The sequence below is a fragment of the [Scytonema hofmanni] UTEX 2349 genome, assembly GCF_000582685.1.
In the GTDB taxonomy this organism is placed as follows: domain Bacteria; phylum Cyanobacteriota; class Cyanobacteriia; order Cyanobacteriales; family Nostocaceae; genus Hassallia; species Hassallia hofmanni.
Genome location: NZ_KK073768.1, coordinates 1647667 through 1659895 on the forward strand (window position 1 = coordinate 1647667; position 12229 = coordinate 1659895).

Genomic DNA, 12229 nt, shown 5'->3' on the forward strand with positions numbered 1-12229 from the left:
CCCCAACCCCCTCCCCGCAAGCGAGGAGGGGGCTATGATGTACCTCATGTGATTAGGAAACGCTATTTTACTTAATTCTCATCAGGCAAGTTTTCCATCTCATTGGCAATTAGCGTCTGAAAATCTTCGTCACAGTGAGTGTGTAAATGAACAGCAGCAGCTAGCAGTTCTGCAAGAATTTCCACTTTTTGATTAGCAGTTAAACTTGGTAATTGTAGTTGGTTAATTAAGGTTTGTACTTGAGCGCATTCTGTGCTTAATTCAGCAATCAAGGTATTGAGAGTAGAATTAGTTACGAGTTCATAGCGATCGCTAATTTGCATAGTTTATTGTCCTAATCTTTTACGCGCTTGTTGAATTGCTTTTTCAAAAGCACGAATTTCTTTTTCCCAATGGTTAATTAAACCTTCGTCTTGGAAATCCTTCTGTAATTCGAGTCTAATTTTTTCTTGATGTTCAGCAATTCTTTATGAGGCTGCGCTTAATAACCCGACGAGTAAACTCGCGGCTACACGTACAAAGCCCACCTGCGTGGGCTAAAAGGCTTATTTTTCCGTAGTCCGCGCAGGCGGACTTTGTTTATCTAGCCGCGATTTTAATCGTCGGGTTTCTATGAATCTTTTATATGGTTTTTCTTGCCCATTACCGCGAACGATAGGCAATGCGGAGACTTTGAACTAAGATGACGAGGGATGCGATCGCCATTAATCCACCCCAAAACCAATAAGGTAATAATAAACGCTGTTGTATTTGCCCTGTATCTGAAAGTCCCAAGGGACCTGCACTATAGCTAAATAAATAATCAAGTTGATGATAAGTACTTACACAAGCTTGGACGCCGAGAAATTGAATTGCAAATCCTTGCAACCAACGGGGAGCTTTGAAAGCGATCGCTAAAATAATTAAACCTAGTAGGGGAATTGCGATTAATCCAAAAAGCGATCGCACCCAAATTAATGTTGAAAGCAGTAAAAAACCACCTAAAATTTTTAAACTCAGTGTTGCAGTTTTGAAACTACGCGAAGCCAAAATTAAAGCAGATCCGGCGATTGGTGGTCCCATTGGTCCTGCTGCTGCAACTAATGCTGGTCCAATGGGCGCCAAAGCTAAAGACATGGCATAAGTTGCTACACCTGAACCATTGTCAAAAATCTCTAATTTCCGAAATTGTCCTCCTAAAACCAGTGCCATCAAGCCGTGACTCATTTCGTGAAACCAAGTTGCCAGGATGGTAAAGGGGTATAAAATGTAATCGCCTGCTGGGAATTGCCACAAAACAATCGTGGCGATCGCTGCTGCAATTAGCCAGGTAAGCCCCATACGGTCAACAGCCGCTGGAGCTTCATTTTTGAGCAAGGGTTCAAAATCTTTCCAACGTTCGCTCATGGATCACTTTCCTTTCTGTTATTACCGTAACTGCAAAGAGTGTACTTTCATCCATGCTAACTGTCTGTTGCCAGGTGTTTATTAATTATGGATGAAAGAGCTGCTCTTAGTGACGGTTTTAAAGCGTTTTTGGGCAATAAATTGCCCACTACAAAGCTCAACCAGGAGTCCTAAAGGATTAGGATTTTACGCGACTAAAGTGTCCAGTATTAATGAGCGAGCCTAAGATATTTGAAACAGGAATGTTACCATGTCTCCTTTGCCCAGACTAATGCGATCGCCTGGTCGCAAGCGGTGTCGATTTCCTGGTAACAATGGCAAATTGTTAATATAAGTGCCATTAGAACTGCCTACATCTTCGATATAATGGGCATCTCCCTCAAGGCGAATATCTGCATGAATTCGTGAAACTACTTCGGAATTAGTAAATCCTGATACGTCGATATCAGGGGGAATGCGGTCATTTGGTTTGCCGATATGAATCACAGAGAGACTTTGCGGCAATTCAATTTCTCTATCGCTTTGAACGTGAATTAACCGCGCCGTTACCTGCTGTAGTTGGGTTTTGGCGACAGTTACGGCGGCTGCAACCGGTTCTGTAGCTGCTGCGACCGGTTCTGGAGCTGCAAACGGTTCGGGATCGGGGGTGCTGCTTTCTGGGGGTGCTGCCACCATCGTTGGCGGTAAAAGTGAGGGATCAGGTTGGGAGCTGGTATTTTCGCCTGTTTCCAAGGGTTCTGGTTGTAAATATTCTAACAGTGGGTCAGGCGTAGGTGACGGCTGTACTTCCAAGGGAATTTCCGGCGCGACGGTTGCTGCAACGGCTGCGGTGGCGTGCAGGTTATAACCGCACTGACCGCAGAAAGCGGCATCTGCTTGTACGATTGCTCCACAGCTGGGACAATTACTTGTCGCTGGTAACGGAGTGTAACAAGCTTCACATTGGACAGCACCGTCCGGGTTGGGGTGATTGCAGTTAGGGCACACGATCATCGATTTAAGCCTTTGTTCAAGATCATCGTCAAATTATGCTGGTAAGCAGAGAAAAATCCGCTCTCAAGGAACAGGAAAAAAGCGATAGCTTTTGATTTTACCAATTACTTAGTGAAGGATGAAGTATGAAAGGGGTTGCTCCCTTTAGCTCTTTGTAGGTTTGGGGAACTCCCGTCTTTCCCCATACCCTCTTTTGGTTCAGCAAGATAGTATAAAAAAACACGAATGTTACCCTTGTTTTAGTTCCTGTGCTGCTGCCGCATCTAGCAGCCACCAAAGTTCTCCTTGGGGTTGAATTAAGCGAGATGGATAAGTAAAGTCCGGGGCATTGGGTGCGAAGACTTGAGCTAAAGCTGGACGTTTATTAGCCCCAGCGACAACAAAGATAACGCAGCGAGCAGCATTGATGAATGGGTATGTGAAGGTTATGCGTTGACTTGCGTCTTTGTTGCCCACAGTAATCAAGCGATCGCTTACTTTTAACGCTTCTGTATCCGGAAACAAAGATGCCGTATGTGCATCATCACCCATCCCTAGCAATATTACATCCAAAGAAGGAAATTCTCCTGGCGTTGCCTGAAAAAATTCTTGGAGATGCTTTTCATACTTAGCTGCTGACACCGCTGGATCGCCATCGAGAGTCGGAATGCTGTGAATATTCGTTGCTGGGATATCAACGCGATCTAGCCAGGCACGACGCGCCATCAGTTCGTTGCTATCGGGGTGATCTGATGGCACATAACGTTCATCTCCCCAAAAGACATGAATTTTATCCCAAGGAAGTTTTTGATTAGCGATCGCTTCGTACAACGGCTTAGGTGTGCTACCCCCAGATAAAGCGATCGTAAACCGTCCCCGCTCTTGAATAGCAGTTTCCAGCTTAGATAAAATCAATTCAAGCGATCGGGCTATTAGCGCTGCCTGATCCGATAAAACTTCAACTTTTTTGCTCATGACTTCATCGAAACTACTTGGGTCTGAAACCCCGTCCTTATCGGACGGCTTTATATTTGCTCCATTACCGCCTTGGGATTGCTTAATTCGGTGTGCTTTTGTGATGCACTTTCAATGGGACAATTGCCATTTCAAATCTCACAATCCTGTACGCATAACGGTTTTGTTCTAAAGAACCTCCCTTTCGGGGTAAAGTTAGCTTCGCCAATGTTTTAAGAGCTTTTTAAACTTGCAACACTGTTCCAGTGACCTTAGAACTGTTTAATCACAAGTGACAGAGCGGAAAACTAGCTTGTCTTGCGACACGCTTACGCGAACGCATTCTCCGGTGTCGTGACTCAAAAAACGTAGTAGGGGCGGGTTTACTAATATTCCCAACTATTAATGGTGATCTCGGTCAACCCGCCCCTACTTAGGCTGGTCAGAATGGCTTGATGATTTCTCTTTCAAGCCTCAGCATGACGGCTGAGGTTCCTGACCCTCACGTTGCCGGCTCCTGTGCTATACAATAGCGAAATTTTGACAATCCTCCTTTTTACCTTTTGAAACTCTTAACATCATGGGGAAGGGAAAAGGCAAAAGGGGGAAGGGAAAAAGGGGAAGACAGCTAACTACTAACCACTAACAACTAACAACCAACTACTAACCCAGAAGCGTCTTCCAGTCAGCGATCGCTTCTCGTTGCGCGATTAACAATTGTTCAATTCCTTTTTCGGCAAAATCTAGCAGCTGATTTAACTGGATACGGCTAAAGCTGTCTTGTTCCGCAGTTCCCTGGATTTCGATTATCCCCATGTCTTGATTCATCACGACGTTGAAATCCACTTCAGCGGCTACGTCTTCGAGGTAATTTAGATCCAAGAATGGCTCAGATTCCAATAACCCGACAGAAACTGCTGCTACTTGTTTTACCAAAGGCGATCGCTCTAACGTTCCTTGCTGCAATAATTTAGAAATCCCATGAGCTAATGCCACAAAGGAGCCTGTAATAGCTGTTGTTCTAGTTCCTGCGTCTGCTTGCAACACATCAGCATCTATAGTCAACGTTCGTTCTCCCAACACCTCAAAATCCACCGCTGCCCTTAAGCTGCGTCCAATCAAACGTTGAATTTCTTGCGTTCGTCCAGACAATTTCATTAATTCCCGTTCTTGCCGTTGCTGCGTAGCTCCTGGCAGCATTCGATACTCCGCAGTCAGCCAACCTTTGCCAGTTCCTTTTAAAAATTTCGGCACTCCTTCAGTCAGACTAACTGTACAAAGTACTTGAGTATCACCGCATTTTGCAAGCACCGAACCAGGAGCAAAGCGAGTAAATCCCGCATCAAAGCTGATGGGACGGAGTTGGTAAGGTTGCCTACCGTCTGGACGCTGCCAAGCCATGTTTTCGTTGCCTCAGAACTTTTACTATAGAATACAGTAGACCTGCCTGAAAAATTGGAATTGGGCATTGGGCATTGGGCATTGGGAATTGGGCATTGGGCATTGGGCATTGGGCATTGGGAATTGGGCATGGGGCATGGGGCATTGGGCATTGGGAATTGGGCATTGGGCATTGGGCATTGGGCATTGGGAATTGGGCATTGGATTATAAAATGTCTCCTCATTCCCCTCATCCCCCCATCTCCCTCATCCCCCTTGTCCCCTTGTCTCCTTGTCTCCTTGTCTCCTTGTCTCCTTGTCCCCCCATCCTCCTCCCCTAAGGAACACAGAGGAGAGTGAGAATATTTTGCTCTACCATATCTGGTAACTGATCGCCGTTGATAGTTAATAGGCGACGACGGCGATCGTAATATTCTAAGATGTTCATAGTGCGATCGTAGAATAACTCAATGCGGCGCTGAACGATTTCGGGTTGGTCATCCGGAAGACTTCGCCCTAAAGAACGAGTAACCATAACTGCTTCTGGTACTTGTAAATAAATTGCCCAATCTAACTTTTGCTGTAAATCCTCCAACAAAAAATCTAATTCCTCAGCTTGGAAAGCAGTACGGGGATAACCTTCTAACACCCAACCACTGTTGATATCATCTTTGTTCAACCGAGTGCGGATAAAATCGATCATCGTTTCATCTGGGACTAACTCACCTTTTTCCAGATATGGCTGCACTTCTCGACCTAAACTGCTAAGATTAGTGAGCGCTTCCCTTAAAATTTCACCTGTGGAAATTAACGGAATATCAAAGTGTCTGCAAAGCCTTTGCGCTTGAGTGCTTTTGCCCGAACCTGAACCTCCTAAAATCACAAATTTCATAACTGCTCACTCCTCATGTTGTCACATTCATAACCATCTAAATTTGTTTTTCCCAAACAAATGGGCAATTTAACATCTGATAATTTTCAGCTATAGTTATAGCTTTTTTAATTCGTAAAAACTTTCAGAAAAAACCGAGCGCAAAAGCGCTTCAATCATTTGTCTTTTATTTAACATCACATCATGGTTGCACAGTTAGAATCCAAAAACGTAAATTCGACCCTTAATTTACCATATCCAGTTGAAGGACTAGTACAAGTTTTCACTAGCTCGTATCGTAACTTTTTTACTAGCGTTATGGCTCAAGCACTGAGAATAGCCGGTCAAGGCACACCAGTGTTAGTAGTGCAGTTTCTCAAAGGTGGTATTAATCAAGGACACCAGCACCCCATACAGTTGGGACAAAACCTAGATTGGATTCGCTGTGATTTGCCGCGTTGTATCGATACACCGCATTTAGAAGATACGGAAATCGAATCATTACAAAAATTGTGGCAACATACACAAAAAGTAGTTGGTGAAAGTAAGTATTCTCTCGTAGTCTTAGATGAGCTAAGTTTGGCAATTAACTTTAACTTAATTCCCGAAACCGAAGTTTTAGCCTTTCTGGCAAAACGCCCTGCCAATGTTGATATCATTCTCACAGGACCAGAGATGCCAAAATCTCTTTTGGATGTAGCAGACCAAATCACAGAAATTCGTCGCAGTCATCGACCTTAAAATAGTTAACCCAGTTCACGGTATGCTAGTAAGTCGATTTAAAGAGTGCTGTGAACTTGTGATTAAGAACGATCTCTGGATTACTGAAATGGCTCAAAAGGCTATGATTTCGCCTTTTGAGCCAAGCTTAATCCGAAAAATACAAAAAGACCCATCTATAGGGTTACAACCTGTTATCAGCTACGGTCTTTCTTCCTATGGCTACGATATACGCTTATCAAGCGCTGAATTTCGCATTTTTCGCCACATTCCCGGAACTGTAGTTGATCCCAAAAAGTTTAATCCTCAGAATTTGGAACCCACACAACTACATACAGATGCTCATGGTAGTTACTTTATCTTACCTGCTCATTCTTATGGTCTTGGCGTTGCTCTAGAAAAGCTACAGGTTCCAGATAATATTACAGTAATTTGCATTGGCAAAAGTACGTATGCACGTTGCGGCATAATTGCAAATTTAACACCTGCTGAGGCTGCATGGCGGGGTCATTTAACTTTAGAATTTTCCAATTCTTCCAGCGCTGATTGTCGCATCTACGCTAACGAAGGTGTGGTGCAGTTATTATTTTTAGAAGGCGAACCCTGCGCTATTAGTTACGAAGCTCGTCAAGGGAAATATCAAGACCAGCCAGAGTTTGTGACCCTGGCTAAGGTATAAGTTTTGATGTAAAGTTAAAAGCTCAATTAATTTTTACATTACATTTTAAGCTTTTAGTTTTACTTTCCCTAATGGCTTATCTTGTTCATACATCCAATCTTCTTTCATTAACAAAGCAACTTCTGCTTTTTGCAACTCTGTCCCCAAATACATTGCGTGTTCAACTTGCAAGCCAGGACAATCTGCTGCTATTTGTCGATAAATAGAGAAAGCAGATTTACCTGAATAGCAGTTAACTACTTCTCCAGAACCGGGAGTCATGTGTTCCACCATAATGCTGTGATCCTGCACATTAATCACAAAACTGCCCGCAGGATCGCTGTAATCTCTAGCTCTACAAATTTTGGCATAATGGGATTTAATTACATTATCTGCATTTTCCCAACAGTCATCATAAATATGAGCGCTTTGACTAATAGTAATTAATGGTCCCATCTTCAATTTATGCTTAGACCGTTGAGTAATAGCTTTATAAATATGTCGCTGTAGAGCTAATAATCCCATTGCATTTGCGGGCCATGCAGAAAACATATCATTACTCCGAAAAGTCGCCGTTAAAGATAGTTCATTATCAACTATTCTTACCCAAATATGATTAAGGCAAGGCGGACTATCGTGAGCATCTTTTTCCACGTCCCATAAAGACATTACTGCCCTAGCTGAATCAATATCAGCTATTAGTTTCTCAATTACTTGCTCAATTTGATCGTGTCCAAAGTGGAAACGTAAACGTTGAGCGTATGTATATTTGACTCCTTCTTGTTTGGAGGAATCATCTAAACCGGAAATTTGGGAAATGTATTGTTGAATAAAATCGCTTTCAATTGGTAAATAATTAGGCTCAGGAAAATAAAAGTCTTCTGGTTCATCAGTCACAACTGCCATTAAATCTATTAATTCTTGCCATTGCCCATCATACGCAGTAGGTCGAATTGTTCCTGTTGTCTTAATAAGATGAATGATTTTCACCCAGGTTTCGGCAATGGTTTTCCCCTCGACTCTGTGCCCATATCGTTGCCCAGGTAAAACAGTTGGTAAGACACTAGGCATATGAAATTTTACAGCGTTACCCCAAGGTTCCATTGGTTCTCTTTGTGCAAAAGACTTAACTTGATTAACAGCTTCAGAAATTGTTTTTGCTTCGTACTCTATAATAGATTTTCGTAACTTTTCTAAAGCGCTAACTTTAACATCAAGATCAATATATCCAAGAATTTTTTTAGAATTAATTACCCAACAAAGCCGTCCAGTATCGCATGACCCTTCTTTAAAACCGTTGCGGAAAAAGTCTAGTAAGCATTCACACGCACCTGCGTTTTTGTCTTCTTTAGTAGCGTTAAGGACAACCAGATATCGTACATGTGGGTTAGCCAGAAGATTCCGTACTAATATGTTTATTCCTCTTGTGGGCGAGTACAATTGCCCAATTACAGCATACTCGCTACTGTGCAGGTGTTTAGCGATCGCCTCCTTCACTGTCCATCCTGTAATCACTGCTGTCTGACCTTGACCATAAATAAGCTGGTTGGACTTGTACAGTGCTTTGTAATCAAATTGGGTTGCCTTACCCGTTTGTATCATCGTTGGCTAAAAGTAAAACAACAACAAAGTCTCTGATTATAGCACTAAATCAAAATTGATGCTAATTTGGCAGAAAGTTTGCTATGGAATTTTACCTGAGACCCAGCCAATATCTGTACATTGTTCACCTTTTTACACAATAAAGAAAACAGAGGAAAATCCAATGCGTCTAAACGGTGTATTGTTGACGAAGAAGGTCTAATGAACAACTTTGCTCATCTACGCCAAAGTATGTACATAAGTAAGGCAATGTCCGGTGACAAGCCCTTCCCTACGGGACGCTGCGAGAACGGGTTCGCAGTCGTCTAGAGTTGCGTTTAATGGTATGTTGGAAAATAACTGATAGTCAAAGCAGTTTTTCAGATAAACGGATCGAATAATTTATGGCTTTAACTGCTTCAACCATGTTGCCGTTAGGCACTCAAGCCCCAGATTTTCATCTACCGGATGTAGTATCTGGCAAATCAATATCGCTTGCGACCTTTGCAGACAAAAAAGCGCTGTTGGTAATGTTTATTTGTCAACATTGCCCATTTGTCAAGCATATAAAAGCAGAATTGGCGCAGTTGGGAAAAGATTACATTCCTGGTGATTTGGCAATTGTGGCAATTAGTGCCAACGATATTAATAAATATCCAGATGATGCACCTGAGTCATTGAAAGAAATGGCAATAGAACTTGGGTTTAGTTTTCCTTTATGTTATGACGAAAGTCAGTCAACTGCAAAAGCATATACAGCAGCTTGCACACCTGATTTTTTTATATTTGATGCAGAGCGAAAACTCGTATATCGAGGACAATTAGATGATAGCCGTCCAACCAATGATAAACCTATAACAGGTACAGATTTACGCGCAGCAATTCAAGCTGTTTTAGCAGGTAAACCAGTTGCAAGGGAACAAAAGCCGAGTATTGGTTGCAATATAAAATGGAAACCTGGGAACGAACCTAATTATTTTGGATAGTGGATAGTAGGAGCGTGGATAGTGGTTAGTAGTTAGAAAAAAATGCAACCAACAACTATCAACCAACAACTATCAACTATCAACCAACATCAATGCTTAATTTCCAAATTGAGGATATAGCATCCTAGTTGGATTTTATCTGCCCACAATTCATATTCTACCCGTAATTGCTCTGGCAAAGGGTGTCCAGTGAGACTCAATTTTCGAGTAAAATTACGTAATCGAATAGGTTCGTGAGGATGTAATGATTCTGTAGGCAACCAATAACGAGTAATACCATAAACACCCTGTTCCCAGAAGTGACGGTAACTTAACTGAGCGTTACCTTGCATAGTCATAATTACTCGGTAAGGTGAAATTTCCATCCATAAGATCCTGGGACTGCTGGGAGGTTGAGCCTTGCGCTGTCCTGGGTGAGGGGTTTCTTCTGGACTTGGGGGAGTCGTTACTTCATAACTAATTAACGGCGGTGCAGTCAATAATAAATGGAACCGGTCACTATCTTTTTGATACAATGTCCCGGCTGTTTCAACAACAGACCAAACAGGGAGGTCTGTGGAAATGAGTGATAAGCACACGGGCTTGCGGTGATGGGTGAGCATGGGAGCGTAATGGGCACTTCAGCTATTGAACAAAAAGAAATCAATACTAGTACAGCTTGGCATAAGTGAACCTACTATTAGAACTGGCAAAAATTCTATTGCTTATAGTCCTCAAAAAAGGTAGGTATATTTACGCGCCCACTGTCCTAGGCGTAGCAGGTCAGGTTAAGCAACTTAATAAAACATGCTTAATCTTAACTGAATCTGCTGATTTAGTAAGCTAGATAAATCAGGATAAAAATAGCTAAATTTGAATTTAAAAAGCAAAAATCACGGTTTTAGGCGCGAAAGCTACTACAAAATCAAAGAAGAGTGAAGATTTTCGGGAGCATCCCAACGAGTGCAAAAACGCCCACAGGCGCTCCTATTCCTGGGGCTACACAAACAAAGCGTGTCGTAGACAAGGCAGGCTTTGTTTGTGTAGCGATACCCTTCTAGGGTATTGCGGCTTTCGTTGGGATGCTCCCAGATTTTCCCTTAACAGCCTCAGGAGGATCTCCCGTTGTAGAGACGTAGCACTGCTACGTCTCTACTTTTCCACTCCTATGTCTATTGTATAAAGGGTGTTTTTGCACTCCTGCGTTTCTTCAGACGGTCTTCACCAGAGGCAGGGGTGTAAAAACTTACCTAATTAGATTCTGACTGTTGAATTCTTCTTGATTGGGATTTCAGTAAATTTCATACAGCAGAAAGCGATACGATACTAACAAGGAAGTAACCTGCGGCGGCATTAGCTTTGCCTTCCTTGTGAACTTCTGATGCATCTTAATTGCCAGTTTATCCTAATGTCGGCTTCAGTTATAACCGTAGAAACTAAAGAAAACGCTTCTCAAAACTTAATTATCCAGCGACCTCCTGTTGGACTATCTTTACAGGGTCGCATCCGAGTACCGGGAGATAAATCTATTTCCCATCGTGCTCTGATGTTGGGAGCACTATCTCAAGGTGAAACCGAGATTCAAGGACTTCTTTTAGGAGAAGATCCCCGCAGCACTGCTAGCTGTTTTCAAGCTATGGGTGCAGAAATTTCGGAACTGAATACAGAATTAGTGCGGGTTAAGGGTATTGGTTTAGGAAGACTGCGAGAACCAGTTGATGTGTTAAATGCCGGCAACTCTGGTACGACACTGCGATTGATGTTGGGAATTTTAGCTTCTCATCCGGGGGGCTTTTTTACTGTAACGGGTGATAGTTCTTTGCGATCGCGTCCGATGTCTCGTGTTGTCAAACCATTACAACAAATGGGAGCGCAAATTTGGGGACGAAAAAATAATTCTTTAGCACCTCTAGCTATTGCTGGTGTTGCACTCAAACCAATTCACTATCTTTCCCCCATCGCTTCTGCCCAAGTTAAATCCTGCGTTCTTTTAGCGGGTTTGATGACCGAAGGACAAACTACTGTCACTGAACCAGCACTTTCCCGCGACCACAGCGAACGAATGTTAAAAGCGTTTGGAGCAAAACTGAGCGTTGACCCAGACACAAATAGCGTCACTGTTACAGGTCCGGCTCAACTGTATGGGCAAAAAGTAATTGTACCTGGGGATATCAGTTCCGCTGCCTTTTGGTTGGTGGCTGGGGCAATTGTACCCGATTCTAATTTGGTGGTGGAAAATGTCGGCGTTAATCCCACCCGCACAGGTATTTTAGACGCTTTAGCGATGATGGGAGCCGATATCCAACTAGAAAATCAGCGCGAAGTTGCTGGGGAGCCAGTAGCCGATTTACGAGTGCGTTCGGTCCGTCTGCAAAGCTGTACAATTCAAGGAAATCTCATACCCAGATTGATTGATGAAATTCCGATTTTGGCGGTAGCGGCAGTATTTGCCGAGGGTACAACGGTAATTAAAGATGCGGAGGAGCTACGAGTCAAAGAAAGCGATCGCATTGCAGTAATGGCACAGCAACTCAATAAAATGGGTGCAAAAGTTACCGAATTACCCGATGGTATGGAAATTACAGGTGGTACTTCTTTAGTGGGGACTGATGTCGATAGCCATACCGATCATAGAATTGCCATGAGTTTAGCGATCGCCTCTTTAGTTGCCACCGGTACCACCATTATCCAACGCGCAGAAGCAGCCGCTATTTCCTATCCAGACTTTACTGCTACCTTGCA

13 protein-coding genes are annotated in these 12229 nt (G+C 43.0%); 4 read left to right on the forward strand and 9 right to left on the reverse strand.

Translation table 11 applies throughout. The annotated features are described in order from the left end of the window. Positions 1–71 precede the first annotated feature (71 nt). The 7 genes from TOL9009_RS0112500 to TOL9009_RS0112530 all read right to left on the reverse strand — a co-directional run bounded on the left by TOL9009_RS0112500 (position 72) and on the right by TOL9009_RS0112530 (position 5584). On the reverse strand, positions 72–323 hold the full coding sequence (locus TOL9009_RS0112500; protein WP_029633109.1) for a hypothetical protein: 252 nt from the start codon (positions 321–323) through the stop codon (positions 72–74). 319 nt (positions 324–642) lie between these two features. Then, positions 643–1386 (reverse strand): M50 family metallopeptidase, encoded by a 744-nt coding sequence (locus tag TOL9009_RS0112505; RefSeq protein WP_029633110.1) that lies wholly within the window; start codon positions 1384–1386, stop codon positions 643–645. Positions 1387–1608: 222 nt separating this feature from the next. Continuing rightward, positions 1609–2379, reverse strand: a complete 771-nt coding sequence (locus TOL9009_RS0112510) for an FHA domain-containing protein (RefSeq protein ID WP_029633111.1) — start codon at positions 2377–2379, stop codon at positions 1609–1611. Positions 2380–2607: 228 nt separating this feature from the next. Next, on the reverse strand, positions 2608–3333 hold the full coding sequence (pgl, locus tag TOL9009_RS0112515) for a 6-phosphogluconolactonase (protein ID WP_029633112.1): 726 nt from the start codon (positions 3331–3333) through the stop codon (positions 2608–2610). 642 nt (positions 3334–3975) lie between these two features. After that, entirely contained in the window at positions 3976–4713 is a 738-nt protein-coding gene (rph, locus tag TOL9009_RS0112520) for a ribonuclease PH (RefSeq protein ID WP_029633113.1), read from the reverse strand. Continuing rightward, the gene (locus TOL9009_RS47225) at positions 4688–4900 is read right to left on the reverse strand and encodes a hypothetical protein (RefSeq protein WP_186227544.1); all 213 of its coding nucleotides are present in this window, start codon (positions 4898–4900) and stop codon (positions 4688–4690) included. The genes rph and TOL9009_RS47225 overlap by 26 nt, the downstream gene beginning before the upstream one ends. A gap of 129 nt (positions 4901–5029) precedes the next feature. Continuing rightward, entirely contained in the window at positions 5030–5584 is a 555-nt protein-coding gene (locus TOL9009_RS0112530; protein WP_029633114.1) for an adenylate kinase family protein, read from the reverse strand. A 183-nt stretch (positions 5585–5767) separates the two neighbouring features. On the opposite strand from TOL9009_RS0112530, the gene TOL9009_RS0112535 reads away from it, so the two are divergent. Both TOL9009_RS0112535 and dcd read left to right on the forward strand, forming a co-directional pair. Continuing rightward, positions 5768–6304, forward strand: coding sequence for a P-loop NTPase family protein (locus TOL9009_RS0112535; protein ID WP_029633115.1), 537 nt, complete (start codon positions 5768–5770; stop codon positions 6302–6304). An 88-nt stretch (positions 6305–6392) separates the two neighbouring features. Further along, positions 6393–6962, forward strand: a complete 570-nt coding sequence (gene dcd / locus TOL9009_RS0112540) for a dCTP deaminase (RefSeq protein ID WP_038296987.1) — start codon at positions 6393–6395, stop codon at positions 6960–6962. A 45-nt stretch (positions 6963–7007) separates the two neighbouring features. Here dcd and TOL9009_RS0112545 read toward each other — a convergent pair whose 3' ends face one another. Then, on the reverse strand, positions 7008–8543 hold the full coding sequence (locus tag TOL9009_RS0112545; RefSeq protein WP_029633117.1) for a thymidylate synthase: 1536 nt from the start codon (positions 8541–8543) through the stop codon (positions 7008–7010). Positions 8544–8926: 383 nt separating this feature from the next. Here TOL9009_RS0112545 and TOL9009_RS0112550 point away from each other — a divergent pair, with 383 nt between their 5' ends. Further along, positions 8927–9508 (forward strand): thioredoxin family protein, encoded by a 582-nt coding sequence (locus TOL9009_RS0112550; RefSeq protein WP_029633118.1) that lies wholly within the window; start codon positions 8927–8929, stop codon positions 9506–9508. Positions 9509–9597: 89 nt separating this feature from the next. On the opposite strand, the gene TOL9009_RS0112555 is transcribed toward TOL9009_RS0112550, so the two are convergent. After that, positions 9598–10110 carry a hypothetical protein gene (locus TOL9009_RS0112555; protein WP_029633119.1) on the reverse strand — a complete coding sequence of 171 codons (513 nt, stop codon included), beginning with the start codon at positions 10108–10110 and terminating at the stop codon, positions 9598–9600. Between the two features lie 785 nt (positions 10111–10895). Here TOL9009_RS0112555 and aroA point away from each other — a divergent pair. Further along, a partial coding sequence (gene aroA / locus TOL9009_RS38960; RefSeq protein WP_038296317.1) for a 3-phosphoshikimate 1-carboxyvinyltransferase occupies positions 10896–12229 on the forward strand: 1334 nt, incomplete at its 3' end.